This is a genomic window from Micromonospora sp. NPDC023814 (assembly GCF_040639595.1).
Classification (GTDB): Bacteria; Actinomycetota; Actinomycetes; order Mycobacteriales; family Micromonosporaceae; genus Micromonospora.
The window spans coordinates 22,529-38,843 of sequence record NZ_JBFAAF010000013.1 but is presented as its reverse complement, the minus strand read 5'-3'; the positions used below and the strand labels follow the sequence as shown (position 1 = coordinate 38,843).

Sequence of the window (16,315 nt, the reverse complement as noted above, 5' to 3'; positions counted from 1 at the left end):
GGACCTCCACCGGATGGGGGTCCCAGCATCGCGTTCGCGCCGTTGACGACGACCGGGTCACCCTCGTTTGCCACCCGGCCGATCAGAGCGCCCACGTCTCACGGCTGGACACCACCGCGACCGAAGACGCCCGCTGCTCTCGCTGCGCCGCCACGCCAAACCTCGGACCCATGCCCGCACCAACCCTCGGCGAGGTGCGGCGCGGCCCGGGCGGCGTCCTCGTTGCTTGCCTGCCCATGTGGGACGGCCGGTCACCCCAGTCGCCCGGCGACCAGTGCTGGCGGGTGCTCGACGCTGCCGGCACGTCCGCATGCGACCCCCTGGACTCGTACGCCGTCGTCAGCTGGCCCGTCTGCGGACTGGTGCCCGGCATCAACGGAGGAACGCCGTGACCGCTCTTGTCCCGCTGCCCGCCGAGGGCGACCCGCACGCCCCGCTGCTGGCCGCCTACCTCGACGGCCTCCGCAGCCCCCACACCGCCGCTCCTGCATCGCGATAACTGACATTCCCACGAACCAGAAAGAGAGATCGACATGGTGCGTCGCTACGAAGATGTGCACCGCTTCTGCGTGAGCATGGGGCCGATCAGCGGCATGCGAGGTGTCGCGGACGAGTTGATGCGCTACCTCGGGTACGAGCCGCGCGACTACCCAGAAGTCGCGAATCAGCTCGCCGAAGCTATCGGTGACGAGACTCTCGACCTCGGGCGGCAGATCCTCGCCGAGCACAACCTTCCCGAGCGCGACTCGGTAGGGCTCGGTGCTCCTGCGGCCATCTGGCAGCGCGCGGCATGACCGACCTGACGCCCCTCAACCGCGCGCCCGCCCCCCGCGACACCCACCTGTCCGACGCCGCCTGGCAGCTCATCGACGAAGCCACCCCCGCCAACACCCGCCGCGCCTACCGCGAGGAATGGGCCCGCTTCACCACCTGGTGCGGGGAGCAGCAGCGAACCCCGCTACCCGCCACCGCGGAAACCCTCGCCGAGTACGCCAGCCACCTCGCCACCCGCACCGACCCGAAGCCACTCGCCCCGTCCAGCATCGGCAAGGCCCTCGCCGCCATCACCAAAGCGCACGAGACGGCAGGGCACTCCGTCGACCGGCGCGGCGTGCGGGAAGTGCTGCGCGGCTACCGCAAGCGGTACGCCAAGGCCGGCGGCAGCGTGAAGCGGGCACCCGCCCTCACCCTCACCGCACTGCGGGCCATGGTCGCCACCCTCGACCCCGACACCCTCGTCGGCGTCCGCGACCGCGCCGTCATCGTCCTCGGGTTCGCCATGGCCGCACGCCGGTCCGAGATCGCCGCCCTCAACCTCGGCGACCTCGAACCCCAACCCGAAGGGCTTCAAGTCACCGTGCGGCTGTCCAAAACCGACAAGGACGGCCGAGGGCGCATCGTCGCCGTGCCGTACGGCTCGAACCTCGCCACCTGCCCCGTGCGGTCCGTCGAGCAGTGGCGCACCGCGCTGGCCCACCACGGGCGGCAGGAGGGGCCGCTGTTCGTGCGCATCGACCGCCACGGCCGCCTCGGACACGTCGCCACCGGCAAGGGCGACCCCGACGGGCGCATCACCGGCGAAACCGTCGCCGCGATCGTCCGCCGGGCCGCCATCGCTGCCGGCCTCGACGCCGCTGCGGCGTTCTCCGGGCACTCCCTGCGGCGCGGATTCGCCACCGCCGCGTACGCCGCCCCCGACGCCGACCTGGTGCGCATCGCCCGGCACGGCGGCTGGAAGGAGGGCTCCGCCGCCCTGTTCGGCTACCTCGAAGAAGTGGACCGCTGGCAGCGCAACCCCGCCGCCGGCATCGGCCTGTGACCCACCACCGCGCCGCGCTGAGCGGCCCCACCGAAAGGACAACCACCGTGACCGACACCGAAGCCCTGACCGCCGCCCGCACCTGGGCCAGCGAGCACGGCCACCAGCAGCCCGACGACCGGATGCTCCGCGCCTACGGGGCGGCCCTGCTCCGCGATGTGGCAGCGCTGATCGACCGCGGCCCAGCGATCCCGCTGCCGCCGAGCATCTTCTCCGCGCTGGTCCGGGAACGGGCCGACGACCTGACCCCGTAGACGCCGAAGGGGCCTGGCAAGGCCGCCCAAGCCTGCCAGGCCCCCAACCGCCCCCCGAAAGAGCAGCCATCCACAGCCAGGCCAGCCTACAACCCGGGGGTAACCGTGACCTCGCTTTGCGTCGCCGACCACTGCGGCATCCGCCACCAGCACCAGCCCGACTGCCCCAACCCGCAGACCTGCCCCGGCTGCCTGCCCCGTCCTGCCGCCGACGGGCTGCGGCTGTGCGAGGTGGACATGCGGCGTCTGGCCGAGGACGCCCGAACGGCTGCCGTGCTGTACGAAGACCTGGCGCTGACGCTGATCCGGCGCGGTCGTGGCGGGGAGCGCGTGGCCGGCAGCAGCACGGGGGCGCCGGTGCCGGATGACGAGGTGATGGAGGCCCGGCAGGCGATCCGAGCCACCCTCGTGTCGCTGGTGCGGATCATCGCCGACGAAAGGGGCCTCCAAACGCCCGCTGACGAGGTTTCGGCCCTCGGTGCATACGTCGCCCACCATGCGGTGTGGTTGGCCGCTCACCCCGCCGCCGACGAGCACGCCAAAGACCTGCGCGACATCGCCGGAGACGGCCGCAACTGGCGGATGGCGTACCCGGCCAAGGCCAACCGGACCTACGCCGGACGCTGCACCTTCGTGGACGGCGAGACCGGCGTGGAGTGCGGGACAGAGGTGTTCGCGCGGCCGGGAGAGCTGACCGCTCGGTGCGAGGTGTGCGGCGAGGACTACGACATCGCCGTCCGTCAGGACGAGATGCGGGCGGCGCTGCTGGACGCCGTAGCCCGCCCCGTCGAGATCGCCAGCATCACGCTGCGCCTGGGCACTCCCGTCGCCTACTCGACCATCGCGGCATACGCCCAGCAGGGACGGATTGAGCCCCGCGGGCAGGACGGGCGTGGCCGCGTTCTCTACCGGGTCGGGGACGTCGTCCAGACTAGACTCGAAGCCAAAGGACCCCGGCGGGTGCGGGAACACCCCCGGGGCGCGGTCAACCTCTAGGAAGGCTGACGTAGTGCAGCTTAGCGTCGCGTGCGGCTGTGGCCGCCAGATGAGTCCAGTCAGCACCAAAGGGCCCGGGCACTTTCGGTGCGGCTGCGGGGTCCAGATCACCGTCGGAGGCCTCCCGGCTGAGTCGGACAAGCGCTGCCCTGTCCGCTTCAAGCGGGGCAGGTGCCTGCGGCCCAAGAAGTCGTTCGAGCCCGTGTGCGAGCGATGCGCCGTCAAGACTGCGCAGGCGGTTCTCCGGAGTCCCCGGCTGTGCAAGCAGATCGCCGACGCCGAGGTCGCGGAGCGATACGTCGCAGCTAGGTCGTTGGCCTGGGAGGAGCAAAGAGAGCGGCGACTGGCTGCGCGGCGGAGGGCGAAGGCCTACGGCACGCACGTCGTCTACTACGTGCTGATCCGTGAGGGCGTCGTGAAGATCGGCACGACCAGCAGCCTGGTGGAGAGGATGTCCAACCTTCGCTTGCAGCCGGAGGACGTCCTGGCGGCGGAGCCGGGCCACCACGCTCTGGAGAAGCAGCGGCACGCCCAGTTCGAAGCGTTGCGCATTCGGAAGCGGTGGGAGGACTTCACCCTCACTGGCGAGCTGCGAGCCCACATTGAGGCGGTGGCAGAGGAGTACGGCAACCCGTTCGAGATGCAGGGCTGGCTCATGGGGCGGATGCGTGAGGCCGAGAAGGACCGGCAACTCGCGGAGGCGGAGCAACTTGCATAGATCCGCAACTCAGAGATACCTTTAGCTAGGTTGAACTTCAGTGTCTTCGGAGCCCCGCCAATCCTCCCCAGGACGGCGGGGCTCTGTCATGCCCGGGCTCGGGTCGGGGGTCAGCGGGCAGGCCAGGCAAGCGGGGCCCGGCCTGCCCGCACACCCGGCGGGAGGTGGCCACGGTGCGCACGTCGTGGGTGATCCTCGCCGGTATCGCCGGGCTGATCGTCACGCTGCTGGTCGTCGGCGCCGTGGTGGTGTGGTGATGCCCCGAGCACTGCGCGTTTGCCCAGCACCTGGCTGCCCCCAGCTCACAACAGGCGGGCGTTGCGCCACGCATAGACGCGAGGCAGACCAGGCGCGAGGCAGCAGACAGCAGCGCGGCTACGACCGCGAGCACGAGCTACGACGCGACGCCCTGCTCAAGGCGTGGGTGCCAGGCCAGCCCTGCCCCAAGTGCAAGCAGCCCATGCTGCCAGGCCAAGAGCTGGACGCAGGGCACAGCGTGGACCTGCGCACCAACCCGAACGCGAAGGCCGACCAGCTTGAGCACGCCACCTGCAACCGAGGCTGGCGCCGAGGCGAGTCACGCTGAGTGACGGCAGGGGTGGGGGGTGACCCCCAACGCCGCAGGTCAGAGGACCGCCGGGGAGGTGGCTCGCTGTCCAGACCCCTGAGTTCTCGCCGGGAGGTGACTCATCGTGACCGACACTCCGGCCGGGCTGGGCCCCGGCGGTAGCGAACTGTGGTCGTCGATCGCCGATGAGTACGACCTGGACCCGGCGCAGAGGGTGCAGCTTCTGGAGGCGTGCCGCGCGAAGGACCGTCTGGACAAGCTCGACGCGCTCCTGCGCGGCGACGTGGACTCGTGGGCGCGGTTGACGCACCGGCTCCAGACCGACGACTACGAGCTAAAGATCGACGCGGCGCTGACGCAGGCGAACGCCACGGCGAACCTGATGAAGCAGCTCCTGGCGGCGTTGCGGCTACCGGACCCGAAGACGGGCAAGCGTCCGCAGTACCGCGGCGCGCGGGGCGCTCAGGCGCCGTCGGTGCCGGGCGGCAAGGCGACCGTGACGGCGTTGGAGAAGTTCCGCCAGGCATCCGGGGGCTGACGTGGGCTGGGTGCCGCTGTTCGACGGGCATGTCCCGTCGCTGGGCTACGAGATCGCCGACTGGATTACCGCCTACTGCTGCCACGGGCCGGGTGACATCGCTGGCGAACCGATTGAGCTGGACCGGGAGTGGCTGCGTTTTCTGGTGGAGGCGTACCGCATCGACCCGGTGACGGGCCGGCGGGTGTACGACGAGGCGGTGCTGTCGCGGCCGAAGGGGCGGGCGAAGTCGGAGCTGGCCGGCTGGATCGGGGTGGCGGAGGCGCTGGGCCCGGTCCGGTTCGACGGCTGGAACGCCGAGGGCCAGCCGGTGGGTAGGCCGGTGCGCACGCCGCTGCTGAAGTGCCTCGCGACGGAGGAGTCACAGGCCGGGAACACGTTCGAGAACATCGCGTTCATCTGCGGCGAGTGGGGCAAGGACAACCACCCCGACGTCTACGGGGCGATCAGCGGCGCCCGGAACTACCAGTCGGCGACGGCCCTGTACCTGCCCCACGGCGGCGAGATTCGGGCGTGCACCTCGGGCTCGGCGTCGAAGGACGGCGGGAAAGAGACCTGGGTGTGCGCCGACGAGACGCACCTGTACGTGCTGCGCGAGCTGAAGTCGATGTACGGCACGGTGAGCCGGAACCTGGGCAAGCGGGACCAGCCGTGGCTGATGCAGACGTCGACGGCGTACCGGCCGGGCGAGCAGTCGGTGTTCGAGGACACCCTGACCGCGTGGCGCAAGGGCGAGCTGTCCCCGTCGGTGCTGATGGACCACCGCGAGGCCAAGGGCCGCATCGACCTCGACGACGAGGCGCACACCAAGGCTCAACTGCGGCAGGTGTACGGCGAGGCGGCGGGCTGGCTGGACCTGGACCGGATCTACCGGAACATGCGTGACCCGCGGATCTGCGCGGACGACGCGGAGGCAGCCCGCTACTACCTGAACCGGCCGCTGTCGACGAAGGACGCGTGGATCCCGCTGGACGTGGTGGAGCGGCAGGCCCGCCCGGAGCCGGTGGCCACCGGCGAGGCGATCGCGTTGGGCTTCGACGGATCGCTGTGCGACGACGCGACGGTGCTGATCGGCGCCCGCATGTCCGACGGGTTCCTGTTCCCGCTGGGCATCTGGGCGAAGCCGTCGGGGCCGGAGGGCAACTGGTGGGAAGTTCCCCGCTCGGATGTGCTGGCCGCCATCCGGGAGGCGTTCGCCCGCTACCAGGTGTCTCGGCTGTACGCCGACCCTCACGAGTGGCGTTCTGACGTCGACTCGCTCGCCGAGGAGTTGGGCGCGGAGCGGGTCCTGTCGTGGGAGACGCGGCGGGACGTGCAGATGGCTGCGGCGTTGGATCGACTGCGCACGGACCTGATGAACGGGGCGGTGTGGCATTCCGGCGACCCGGTGTTTGTGGAGCACTTCGGCAACGCGTACGTGCGCCGCAAGGGCGGGCACAGGCTGGTGCGCAAGGAGCACGACCAGTCGAACCGGAAGATCGACAGCGTGGTGGGTGCCGCGTTGGCGTACGAGGCCCGGGCTGACGCGATTGAGGCGGGCTGGGGCAAGCAGGTCGACCGCCGGGTGGTCGTGTTCCGATGAGAGGTGGTGAGCCGTGGCCCTGTCCACTGACGAGCACGCCGCGGTGACCCGCCTCGAGCAGAAGCTGATGGACGTCGAGCCGACGCTGCGGGCGCTGCACGCCTACTACGAGGGTGAGCAGCGGCTGCGGCAGCTCGGCCTGGCGGTGCCGCCGTCGTTGCAGCAGTTCCTGACGGTCGTGAACTGGCCGCGGATGGCCGCCGACGGGGTGGAGGAGCGTCTCGACATCGAGGGCTTCCGCTTCCCGGGTGTGGATGAGGCCGACGATGAGCTGTGGCGGATCTGGCAGGACAACAACCTCGACGAGGAGTCGCAGCTCGCCCATCTCGATGCGCTGATCTACAGCCGGTCGTACATCTGCGTCGGCGCGAACGAGGCGGACGAGAGCACGCCGCTGGTGACGGTGGAGTCGCCGTTCGAGCTGGTGCACGAGATGGACGCCCGCCGGCGGGCGGTAGCCGGGGCGCTGCGCCTGTACGACGTGCAGAACGGCCGCGCACAGCGGGGCACCCTCTACCTCCCGGACGCGACTGTGTGGCTGTCCTGGGACGGCTCAGGGGGCCGCTGGGTGGACGTGGACCGCGACGACCACCGGATGGGTGTGGTGCCGGTGGTGCCGGTGGTGAACCGGGCTCGGGCGTCGAACCGCGGTGGGGTGTCTGAGATGAAGGACGTCATCCCGCTGACGGATGCCGCGGCGCGGTCGCTGACGAACTTGCAGGTGGCGCAGGAGACGCACGTGGTGCCGCAGCGGTTCGTGCTCGGTGCGACCGCTGGTGACTTCGTCGACCAGCAGGGGAAGCCGCTGACGAAGTGGGAGGCGTATTTCAACTCCGTCTGGGCGTTGGCGAACGAGCAGGCGAAGGTCGGTCAGCTCCCTGCGGCGGAGCTGAAGAACCTCACGGATACGGTTGACCACTATGCCCGGCTGGCCAGCGGGGTGTCGGCGCTGCCGCCGAACTACTTCGGTCTGGCCGCCGACGACGCCGCGAGTGCGGATGCGATCCGGTCGCGGGAGGCGCGGCTGGTGAAGCGGTGCGAGCGGAAGCAGACGGCGTGGTCGGGGGCGTGGGAGCAGGCGATGCGGCTGGTGCTGTACGTCGCGACCGGCGAGGAGAGCGTCGAGGCGCGCCGTTTGCAGACGTTGTGGCGGGATCCGGCAACGCCGACGCGGGCGCAGCAGGCCGACGCGGTGGTGAAGCTGGCCCAGGCGGGCATCCTGCCGCGTGAGGGCGCCTGGGACGACCTGAAGTACAGCCCAGCGCGTCAGGAACGGCTGCGGGAGCAGTTCCGCCGGCAGACCGAGGAGGACCCGGTCGGCGTGCTGACCCGGGCGGCCGGCCAGGTCGCCTGATCCGGTGGGCGTCGTTGAGGTGGCCGCCCGGCACGCCCGGCGGCAGGTAGCTCTGGCGCGACGCGCCGCTCTCGAGGTGGCGCGGTTGTGGGCGCGAGTGGATCGGCAGGTGATCGCGGCGTCGTGGGCTGCGTCGGTTCCGGCGGCGGTGCAGGTGTTGGGGTCGGCGCAGGCGATCGCGGCGGCGTCGTCGAGCGTCTATCTGGATGACCTGCTCGGCGAGTACGGGCTGGACCCGGCGCCGGAGGGCCGGGTGGTCGCGGAGGCGTTCGCCGGGGTCGCGTCGGATGGCCGGGACCTGGCGGGGCTGCTGCATCAGCCGGCGATCACGGCGCTGACGGCGTTGAAGGGCGGCGCGAGCGAGGCGCGGGCGATGGCTGCGGGCCGGTTCACCGCCGACATGATCGTCCGGTCGCAGGTCGCCGACGCTGGCCGGGTGGCTGACGGGGTGGCGTTGGCGGTGCGTCCGCAGCTCAGCGGCTACGTGCGGATGGTGGTCGGCGGCGCCTGCGACCGCTGCCTGATCCTGGCGGGCCGGCTCTACCGGTGGAACGCCGGTTTCCAGCGGCATCCTCGCTGCGACTGCCGGCACATCCCGGCGACGGAGGACGTAGCCGGGGACCTGACGACGGATCCGAAGGCGGCGTTCGAGGCGATGCCCGCCGACGAGCAGGAACGCGTGTTCGGCAAGGCCGGGGCGGAGGCGATCCGGGCTGGCGCGGACATGGCGCGGGTGGTGAACGCGCGGCGCGGCATGCAGGTCGTCGGGCAGCGCAGGTTCACCACCGAGGCGGCCGGTCGTCGGCCGCGGCTGATGCCGGAGCAGATCTACGCCGACGCGCGGGACCGCGACGACGCGATCCGGCTGCTGCGGCTGCACGGCTACATCACCTGACCATCCGTCCCGCAACGGGGCGGCGTACCCGAAACGGGAGAGCACCACATGTCGGAGAGCAGCACCGCGACCGAGACCACCACCGAGGTGCCGGAGGCGACCGAAACGGTCGACTGGAAGGCCGAGGCCGAGAAGTGGAAGACGCAGTCGCGGAAGCAGGAGGAGCGGGCCAAGGCCAACGCCACCGCCGCGCAGGAGCTGAAGAAGCTCCAGGCGGAGCGGATGACGGAGGCCGAGAAGGTCGCCGCCGAGGCGGAGCAGCGGGGCCGCAGTGCCGCGTTCGCCGAGGTCGGCCAGCGGCTGGTGCGTGCGGAGTTCGCCGCACGGTCGGCCGGCCGGATCGGCGCCGATGTCCTCGACGACCTCAACCTGGCGAAGTTCCTCACCGAAGACGGCGACGTGGACACCGCGGCGCTCGACAAGGCCGTCGCCCGTCTCACGCCCGCCCCGGCCGAGGAGCAGACCCGCAAGCCCGGGCCGCGCCCGGACCTGTCGCAGGGCTCCAGCAGCACCATGGCGCTCAACGGCGACCCGCTGCTCGACGACCTCAAATCCAAGCTCGGCATCGCGTGATGCCGCTCCCGTAGGAGGAAATCGTGGCGATCACCGCCGCAACCCAGACCAGCAACTTCTCGGGGTTCCTGACCCCGGACCGGGCCGCCGCCATCTTCGAGCGTGCCGCCCGCATGTCCGTCATCCAGCGGCTGGCGCGGCAGGTGCCGCTCGGCGCGAACGGGGTGGAGATCCCCGTCGTGACCGGCCGCATGTCCGCCGGGTGGGTGTCGGAGGCCGGGCAGAAGCCCGCCAGCTCCGGCTCGATGGCGCTGAAGACCATCACCCCGAAGAAGCTCGCCGCCATCGCCGTCGTGTCGGCCGAGGTGGTGCGGGCCAACCCGGGCAACTACATGAACCTGCTGCGCGAGCAGATCGCGGAGGCGTTCGCGATCGCGTTCGACAACGCTGCCGCGCACGACGCCGGACCGGACGGCACTGCCGGCGCCGGCCCGTTCTCCACCTACCTCGACCAGACCACCAAGGCCGTCGAGCTGGGCTCGACCGCCCAGGCCTCCGGCGGCATCCACGGCGACCTAGTGGCGGCGCTGACGCTGCTGGTCAACGACGGCAAGAAGCTGACGGGCTGGGCGCTCGACGACCGGGTGGAGCCGCAGATCCTCGGCGCTGTCGACTCGACGGGCCGGCCGCTGTACGTGGACCTGCCCACCGACGAGACCAGCCAGGCGGTGGCCCGTCCGGGCCGGCTGCTGAACCGGCCGTCGTTCATGGGCGAGGGCCTGTACTTCAACACCACCGCCGACATCTACGGCTACGCCGGCGACTGGACGCAGGCCGCGTGGGGTGTCGTCGGTGGCATCTCCTACGACGTCTCGACCGAGGCGACCGTCACCATCAACGGCGCCCTGACCAGCCTCTGGGAGAACAACCTGGTGGCGATCCGGGCGGAGGCCGAGTACGGCTGGCTGGTCAACGACGCCGCCAGCTTCGTGAAGCTGACCGAGAACGTCGCCTGAGGGGGCACTGATGGCTGAGAAGAAGACCAGCGAGGAGGCGGTGGCGTTCACGCTGCCGTCGGGCACTCGGGTGTCGGCGTCGAAGGAACTGGCGGACCGGATGCAGGGCAAGGGGTCGGGGTTCGGTGGCGGGGACCGTCGCAGCTCGGACCAGGTGACGACCCTGGACAGCCTCGGGGTGTCGCGGACCAGCGACTTCGAGCAGCAGTTCGCGGACCAGCCGGGTGGCGGCCGGGTTCCCGGCTCGGACCCGGTCGCCGGTGAGCCGGGTTTCCGGCAGGTCGAGTCGGACGGCAACACCCGTCCGGCCCGGCGCAGCTCGCGGTCGAGCAGCTCCGACAAGTCCTGACGATGGAGGGGTGGTGAGGTCCGGTGGCGGACCAATTGGCATCGCTGGCGGACTTCGCCGCCCTGCTCCACGTCGACGTGGCCGACCTGCACGCGCCGGCGGCGACGCTGCTGATCGAGTGCGCCACCGCAGTGGTGCAGGAGGTCGCGGAGCAGCGGATCGTGCGGGCCACCTCGACGGTGACCCTCGAACCGAGCCCGGGCCGCTGGTTGTGGCTACCGCAGCTTCCAGTGGTGTCGGTGGCGTCGGTGACGCTCGACGGCACGGTGTTCGCGTCCGGCGACTACAGCGTGCGCGGCAACCGGCTGTGGCGGTCGGCGGGCTGGCAGACCGCGGCATCGTGGGAGACGGCGGGCACGCTCGCCCCGTCGGAGATCGAGGTGACCTACACCCACGGGTACGCGGACGGGGCGCAGGAGTTGCAGCGAGCCCGGCAGGCTGTGGTGGCGCTGGCCGGCGCGGTGTATGCCAACCCGTCCGGTGTGACCCGGGCACAGATCGACGACTACGCGGTCGCCTATGAGGCGATGTCGGCGCGGATGGAAGCCGCCCCGTACCTGCGGCATGGCCTGCGCCGCTACTACGGCCGGTCGGCTGGCCTGATCACCCTTGGGGGCTGACATGTCGGTGGACATCCTGCTCGCGTCCGGCCGGCGTGCGATTGAGCGGCTGATGGTCGACGAGTGCGTCATCGAGGCGGTGACCGGCAGCACGACGGACCTGGAGACGGGCGAGGTCGTCGACACCGTCAGCGAGGTCTACAGCGGCAAGTGTCGGGTGCAGCAGGCGGCGCCGTCGGCGTCGGATCAGCGGGTGGGCGAGGCGGACCTGCTGATGCTGACCCGGGTGCTCCAGTTGCCGGTGCTCGCGTCGGCGGGTGTGCGGGCCGGGCATCGGGTGCGGATCACCGCCTGCCAGCACGACCCGGACCTCGTCGGCCGGCGGTTCGTGGTGCGGGCGGAGTTCGCCAAGAGCCATGCGACCTCGAGGCGGGTCGGGATCGAGGAGGCGACCTCGTGAAGATCGACGTGTCGGCGTCCGGCCTGAATGACCTGGTGGCGCACCTCGACGAGGTGCCGGAGACGGGCCACTTCTACATCCGCAAGGCCGTCCAGTTCACAGCGAACGGCATCAAGAAGACCGCCCAGGGGTTCGCCTCGGGCATCGCGCACGCGCCCGACTACCCGCGGGCGATCACCTACGACACCAAGGACCGGGGCGTCGGTGACGGTGTGTCGGCGGAGATCGGCCCGGACAAGGACCGCAGGCAGGGTGCGCTGGGCAACATCCTGGAGTACGGCACGGTGAACAACCCTCCGTACGCGCATCTGGGGCCGGCGCTGGACCGGTGGAGCCCCGACTTCGTGGAGGGCTTGGAGAAGGCGGCGGCGGACGCGTTGGAGCGGCTGTGAGCGACGATCCGCACGCCGTAGCGTTTCTGTCCCTGCTGCGCGCCGTGCCGAACCTGCGGGTGTTCCCGACGCCGGACGGCTTGTACCCGGACGCGCAGACGGCTCTGCCGTACGTGGTGGCGTGGGTGAGTGTCCGCTACGACCTCGGCCCAACGCTCGACATGCGGTCCAGCCGCGGCGTGGCCACCGGGACGATCCATTCCGTCAGCGCGAATGACACCGCCGCTCGGGTGGTTGCCGGGCGGGTGCGGGGGGCGCTGCTCGACGTGGTCCCGACCATGACTGGCCGGCGGGCGTATCCGATCCGGCATGACGATGGGCCGCCGGCCCGCGTTGACGAGTCCACCGGCCGGCGCGTCGTCGACCAAGTGGACGTGTACCGACTGGAATCCCTGCCGGGCTGATCCGGCACTACACCTGAGGAGGAGTCGTGCCGGACCTGGTGCGTATCCGAGACCCGAAGACGAAGACCGAGTACAGCGTCGGCGCGCGCCGGGCGGAGCAGCTCGTGGAGCGCGGCGCCGAACTGGTGAAGGACGGCGACGCGACGGACCGGCTGGGCCGTGCCCTGCCGGCGTCGGAGACCACCGCCCCCGCGGCCAGCGGGACGGAGCCGAGCGGCGAACCGGAGTCGGCGCCGTCGACCAGCACCACCACCAAGAGCAAGACCGCGAGCAAGGAGTCGACCCGATGACGTCCCCGCTGCCCACCTCGGTGCCGTCGGACGGCACCCTCCGCATCGACTTCGTGCCGACCCTCGCGGACCCGGCCGCGCCGAAGGTGACCGAGCTGTCCGCCGTCGGCGTGCAGTCGCTCGACGTGTACATCACCGGCGACGGGTGGGCTCCGGGAGGCGACCAGGCGGTCACGGCCGACAGCCGGATCGCCAGCACGCAGGACTTCGAGCAGCCGGGGCGCAAGACGAAGACCCTCAACGTCACGTACGTGCACAACCCCGACGACCCGACGAACAACGAGGCGTACCTGACCCTCGCCGAGGGCGTGACCGGCTACATCGTGGCCCGGTACGGGGTGCCCCGCGCCCAGGCGTACGCCGCCGGGGACCTCGTCGACGTGTGGCCGATCACCGCTGGGGAGCCGATGAAGCAGTGGAACGGCGCCAACAGCGTGCACACGGCCGCGCAGAAGCTCTTCGTGACCAACCAGGTGCAGACCGACGTCGCGGTGGTGGCGGGCCCGTGACGGACTTCGACGCGATCCTGACCGGGGCGCGGCTGCCGGAGGACCAGGTGCCGGTGTGCACCCGCGCCGATCTGGTCGCCGAGTGGCGGCGCCTCGGCCGGGAGTTGACGGAGGCGAAGGCCCGCGACGCCGCCGACCCGCGGCTCGTCGGTGGGGCGACCGCCAAGCTGGTGGAGCGGATGGAGGCGCTGCGCGCGCAGGTGGAAGCGTCGACCGTCGAGTTCCGGCTGCGGGCGCTGCCCCGCAAGCGGTGGAACGAGCTGGCCGACGCCCACCCGCCGCGCCAGAAGAACGGGAAGGTCCACCCTGACGACGTGGCGCTCGGCGTCAACATCGAGACGTTCCTGCCGGCGCTGGTCCGCGCGTCCACGGTCGAGCCGGAACTCAAGGACGAGACGTGGGCGGCGCTGCTCGGCGTCGAGGGTGAGCTGCTCGGTGAGCAGCAGTGGCGGCGGCTGTGGAAGTCCTGCTGGAACCTGAACGTCGCGGACGTCAACGTCCCTTTCTCCGTCGCCGGATTGCTGACGAGCCCGGGTTCCGGCAGCGGATCCGGCTCGCCCGAACCCTCCGAGTAGCGCCGCGGCGGTTGGAGGGCTGGGAGCCGTCCACCGTCTACGAGTACGACGAGCAGGGCCGGCTGATGCGGTCGACGCCGGAGTCGGAGTGGACCGACCAGCAGGTGGCTCTGCTCGTTGCGTTGGAGGAGTACGAGGCGGGCCTGTGTAAGCGCTGCGGCACCGCTCTCGAGGAGTCGACGGATCCGGCGCACGACTTCAACAACCCCCTCGCCAGGGCGGTGTATCTGCCGGCGCCAGGCACGCCCGTGCAGTGCCACTGCTGTGCCGCTCTGGAGCGGTCTGAGCAGCAGACCGCCGCGCAGAACCCGCAGCACCCGCAGGCGATGCTCCACGCCGTTCAGCTTGTCCGGAGGGGGTGAGTCGTGGCCCGCACCGTCAAGGTCGGTTTGGACGTCGACGAGGCCCCGTTCGTTCGTGGGATGGGTCGGGCGGCGGGTGCGGCGGAGAAGCTCGACGACGCCCTCGATGATGTCTCGGGTGCGGCGAAGGAGTCGGCGGCCAGCACGGACCGGGCGAAGGCTTCCGCCGATGACCTCGGTGACGCGGCGAAGGACGCCGGCCAGGATCTGGCGCGGCTGCGGGCGGACGCCGAGCGGCTCGACCGGCAGATCGACGAGACGACCGGCAGCATCCGCGAGTTGGCCCGTGCCATCGCTGCCACGTCCGATGAAGCAGCGCGGGCGGACCTGACGAAGAAGCTGAACATCGAGCAGGGCCGTCTGCGTGAGAAGGTCACGCTGCGCCGGCTCATCGACGTCGACTCGGCCTCGGATATGGGTGCGGAGCTGGCGCAGGGCGTGTCGGTCAGCTTCGCGGCGAAGCTGGGGCCGCTGCTGGCCCGTGCGCCAATGGCCGGCATGAACCCTGCGGTCGCTGCGATCGGTGCCCCCCTGGTTGCCGGGCTAGTGACCCTGCTCGGCACCGCGGTCGGTGGCGCGATCATCGGTGGTGTCGGCGCCGGTGGCGTCATCGGTGGTCTGGTGCTGGCGGCGAAGGACCCGACGGTGGAGGCGGCCGGCACTGAGCTGGGCGCGGACTTGTCGGCAATGCTGGGTCGGGCGTCCTCGGCGTTCGTGCCCGAAACCCTGAAGGCGATCGACACCATCGGCGATCGGGCACTGAAGCTGGAGCCCAAGTTCAACCAGGCCTTCACGTCGGCGTCGCGGCTGGTGGACCCGCTGGTGGACGGGCTCCTTGATGCTGGCGAGAACGCGCTCCCCGGGCTCATGGACGCGATCGATGCGGCTCCCCCCGTCATCGAGGCTGCCGCCGACGGTATGCGGGACCTGGGCGAAGCCGTTGGCGATGGCCTGTCCGACCTGGCGCCGTACGCCGATGAGGGTGCCCGCGCGCTCGACGTTCTGTTCCTTGTCATGGAGGGCGGTGTCCGCAGCGCGTTTGCGCTGGTGGAGGGCATGGCCGCCCTGTACAAGGTGGCGGAGTTGGTCGGCGCGTTGATGACCGGCGACGTGGCTCGCTTCTGGGCGCTGGCGACTGCGCAGGACGGCGCGAAGTCGTCGTCGACGGACCTGTCAGGTGTGATCGGCGAGCTGGGCAACAAGATCCGCGCTACCGGAACCGAGACGAAGTCGGCGGCGGACGCCGCGCGGGAGATGAAGACCGCGTTCGACGAGCTGTTCGGCGGGGCGATGGGCTACGACCGGGCGGTCATCGCGTACAAGGACGGCGTCAAGGAACTCAACAAGGAGCTGCGTGAGGGCAAGCGCACTCTCGACACCAACACGCAGGCCGGGCGGGACAACGCCACCGCGGTGCTCGACCAGATCGAGATCATCGAGCAGCTGCGTACGAAGCGGCTTGAGCAGGGCGAGTCCATCGACGTTGTCAACGGCAAGTACCAGTCGGAGATTGCGAAGATCCGCGCAAAGCTGTCGGCGCTGGGCTATGAGCAGTCGGAGATCGACGCGCTGATCGGCAAGTACGAGAAGATTCCCGAGCAGGTCACCACGCGCGTGGACGCGGAGACGATCCAGGCGGAACGGAACCTCCAGAAGGTCCGCGACCTGATCAGGCAGATTCGGTCGAAGAAGGTGGTCATCACCACCCAGCACAACCAGATCGTCACCCGGTCTGAGGGCCGCAACGTGCCGATCGGTGACGGTGTGGGTGGCCGTCGGTGGGGTGGAATCACCGAGCACGCGCAGGTGGGTCTGCTGCGGGAGGCGGTCATCGAGTCGCCGCGGGCGCCCGCCCGGTACGCGTGGGCGGAGCCGGCAACCGGTGGTGAGGCGTTCATCCCCAGGTTCGGAGACATGGCCCGGTCGAGGTGGATCGCGGAGAAGGTCGTCACCGACTGGCTGGGCGGGCAGGTGCAGTGGCACGGCAGCCAAACCAGAGCCCCGTCCGGCGGCAGCCCGGGCGGTCCGGTGGGCGGGTTCGGGTCTCCGGAGCAGTTCGCCCGGGCCGTTCGGGCGGCGCTGATCGGCGTGTCAGTGCACATGGACGGCCGGACGGTGGGCGTCATTCAGGGCCGGCAGGCCGACATCTACAGCAGGTGAG

22 protein-coding genes are annotated in these 16,315 nt (G+C 70.8%); all 22 read left to right on the top strand.

Annotated elements, in window-relative coordinates; genetic code table 11:
* The first annotated feature begins 170 nt into the window (after positions 1 to 170).
* The 22 genes from AB0G14_RS09645 to AB0G14_RS09540 all read left to right on the top strand — a co-directional run bounded on the left by AB0G14_RS09645 (position 171) and on the right by AB0G14_RS09540 (position 16,314).
* Positions 171 to 392, top strand: a complete 222-nt coding sequence (locus AB0G14_RS09645) for a hypothetical protein (protein WP_357695520.1) — start codon at positions 171 to 173, stop codon at positions 390 to 392.
* A gap of 141 nt (positions 393 to 533) precedes the next feature.
* Positions 534 to 794, top strand: a complete 261-nt coding sequence (locus AB0G14_RS09640; protein ID WP_357695518.1) for a hypothetical protein — start codon at positions 534 to 536, stop codon at positions 792 to 794.
* Positions 791 to 1,819 carry a tyrosine-type recombinase/integrase gene (locus AB0G14_RS09635; protein ID WP_357695516.1) on the top strand — a complete coding sequence of 343 codons (1,029 nt, stop codon included), beginning with the start codon at positions 791 to 793 and terminating at the stop codon, positions 1,817 to 1,819. The genes AB0G14_RS09640 and AB0G14_RS09635 overlap by 4 nt, the downstream gene beginning before the upstream one ends.
* Before the next feature lie 47 nt (positions 1,820 to 1,866).
* Positions 1,867 to 2,073, top strand: coding sequence for a hypothetical protein (locus AB0G14_RS09630; protein WP_357695514.1), 207 nt, complete (start codon positions 1,867 to 1,869; stop codon positions 2,071 to 2,073).
* Positions 2,074 to 2,178: 105 nt separating this feature from the next.
* Positions 2,179 to 3,069, top strand: coding sequence for a hypothetical protein (locus AB0G14_RS09625; RefSeq protein WP_357695512.1), 891 nt, complete (start codon positions 2,179 to 2,181; stop codon positions 3,067 to 3,069).
* Between the two features lie 313 nt (positions 3,070 to 3,382).
* Entirely contained in the window at positions 3,383 to 3,787 is a 405-nt protein-coding gene (locus AB0G14_RS09620) for a GIY-YIG nuclease family protein (protein WP_357695510.1), read from the top strand.
* 692 nt (positions 3,788 to 4,479) lie between these two features.
* Positions 4,480 to 4,893, top strand: a complete 414-nt coding sequence (locus AB0G14_RS09615; RefSeq protein WP_357695508.1) for a hypothetical protein — start codon at positions 4,480 to 4,482, stop codon at positions 4,891 to 4,893.
* 10 nt (positions 4,894 to 4,903) lie between these two features.
* On the top strand, positions 4,904 to 6,475 hold the full coding sequence (locus AB0G14_RS09610) for a hypothetical protein (RefSeq protein WP_357695506.1): 1,572 nt from the start codon (positions 4,904 to 4,906) through the stop codon (positions 6,473 to 6,475).
* Between the two features lie 13 nt (positions 6,476 to 6,488).
* Entirely contained in the window at positions 6,489 to 7,829 is a 1,341-nt protein-coding gene (locus AB0G14_RS09605; RefSeq protein ID WP_357695503.1) for a phage portal protein, read from the top strand.
* Between the two features lie 4 nt (positions 7,830 to 7,833).
* A complete protein-coding gene (locus AB0G14_RS09600) occupies positions 7,834 to 8,724 on the top strand; it encodes a hypothetical protein (RefSeq protein WP_357695501.1) in 891 nt (296 codons plus the stop codon).
* A gap of 48 nt (positions 8,725 to 8,772) precedes the next feature.
* Positions 8,773 to 9,297 (top strand): hypothetical protein, encoded by a 525-nt coding sequence (locus AB0G14_RS09595; protein ID WP_357695499.1) that lies wholly within the window; start codon positions 8,773 to 8,775, stop codon positions 9,295 to 9,297.
* A 23-nt stretch (positions 9,298 to 9,320) separates the two neighbouring features.
* Positions 9,321 to 10,253, top strand: a complete 933-nt coding sequence (locus AB0G14_RS09590; protein ID WP_357695497.1) for a phage major capsid protein — start codon at positions 9,321 to 9,323, stop codon at positions 10,251 to 10,253.
* A gap of 10 nt (positions 10,254 to 10,263) precedes the next feature.
* Positions 10,264 to 10,602: a hypothetical protein gene (locus tag AB0G14_RS09585; RefSeq protein WP_357695495.1), complete on the top strand. Its 339-nt coding sequence runs from the start codon at positions 10,264 to 10,266 to the stop codon at positions 10,600 to 10,602.
* A 23-nt stretch (positions 10,603 to 10,625) separates the two neighbouring features.
* Positions 10,626 to 11,222 carry a hypothetical protein gene (locus AB0G14_RS09580; RefSeq protein WP_357695493.1) on the top strand — a complete coding sequence of 199 codons (597 nt, stop codon included), beginning with the start codon at positions 10,626 to 10,628 and terminating at the stop codon, positions 11,220 to 11,222.
* A 1-nt stretch (position 11,223) separates the two neighbouring features.
* Entirely contained in the window at positions 11,224 to 11,622 is a 399-nt protein-coding gene (locus AB0G14_RS09575; protein WP_357695491.1) for a DUF6093 family protein, read from the top strand.
* Positions 11,619 to 12,014 carry a hypothetical protein gene (locus AB0G14_RS09570; protein ID WP_357695489.1) on the top strand — a complete coding sequence of 132 codons (396 nt, stop codon included), beginning with the start codon at positions 11,619 to 11,621 and terminating at the stop codon, positions 12,012 to 12,014. Before AB0G14_RS09575 ends, AB0G14_RS09570 begins: the two co-directional genes overlap by 4 nt.
* A complete protein-coding gene (locus AB0G14_RS09565) occupies positions 12,011 to 12,418 on the top strand; it encodes a hypothetical protein (RefSeq protein ID WP_357695487.1) in 408 nt (135 codons plus the stop codon). Before AB0G14_RS09570 ends, AB0G14_RS09565 begins: the two co-directional genes overlap by 4 nt.
* Positions 12,419 to 12,444: 26 nt before the next feature.
* Positions 12,445 to 12,708, top strand: a complete 264-nt coding sequence (locus AB0G14_RS09560; protein WP_357695485.1) for a hypothetical protein — start codon at positions 12,445 to 12,447, stop codon at positions 12,706 to 12,708.
* Positions 12,705 to 13,217, top strand: a complete 513-nt coding sequence (locus AB0G14_RS09555; protein WP_357695483.1) for a hypothetical protein — start codon at positions 12,705 to 12,707, stop codon at positions 13,215 to 13,217. Before AB0G14_RS09560 ends, AB0G14_RS09555 begins: the two co-directional genes overlap by 4 nt.
* On the top strand, positions 13,214 to 13,792 hold the full coding sequence (locus tag AB0G14_RS09550) for a hypothetical protein (RefSeq protein WP_357695481.1): 579 nt from the start codon (positions 13,214 to 13,216) through the stop codon (positions 13,790 to 13,792). Before AB0G14_RS09555 ends, AB0G14_RS09550 begins: the two co-directional genes overlap by 4 nt.
* A gap of 11 nt (positions 13,793 to 13,803) precedes the next feature.
* Complete coding sequence (locus AB0G14_RS09545) at positions 13,804 to 14,154, top strand: hypothetical protein (protein WP_357695479.1); 351 nt, start codon at positions 13,804 to 13,806, stop codon at positions 14,152 to 14,154.
* Between the two features lie 3 nt (positions 14,155 to 14,157).
* Positions 14,158 to 16,314: a hypothetical protein gene (locus AB0G14_RS09540; protein ID WP_357695477.1), complete on the top strand. Its 2,157-nt coding sequence runs from the start codon at positions 14,158 to 14,160 to the stop codon at positions 16,312 to 16,314.
* Position 16,315 lies beyond the last annotated feature (1 nt).

Excerpts from the sequence above, each read along its gene's own strand:
- AB0G14_RS09640 (WP_357695518.1), top strand. The coding sequence starts at position 534 with ATGGTGCGTCGCTACGAAGATGTGCACCGCTTCTGCGTGAGCATGGGG.
- AB0G14_RS09645 (WP_357695520.1), top strand. The coding sequence starts at position 171 with ATGCCCGCACCAACCCTCGGCGAGGTGCGGCGCGGCCCGGGCGGCGTC.
- AB0G14_RS09585 (WP_357695495.1), top strand. The coding sequence starts at position 10,264 with ATGGCTGAGAAGAAGACCAGCGAGGAGGCGGTGGCGTTCACGCTGCCG.
- AB0G14_RS09635 (WP_357695516.1), top strand. The coding sequence starts at position 791 with ATGACCGACCTGACGCCCCTCAACCGCGCGCCCGCCCCCCGCGACACC.
- AB0G14_RS09575 (WP_357695491.1), top strand. The coding sequence starts at position 11,224 with ATGTCGGTGGACATCCTGCTCGCGTCCGGCCGGCGTGCGATTGAGCGG.
- AB0G14_RS09555 (WP_357695483.1), top strand. The coding sequence starts at position 12,705 with ATGACGTCCCCGCTGCCCACCTCGGTGCCGTCGGACGGCACCCTCCGC.
- AB0G14_RS09595 (WP_357695499.1), top strand. The coding sequence starts at position 8,773 with ATGTCGGAGAGCAGCACCGCGACCGAGACCACCACCGAGGTGCCGGAG.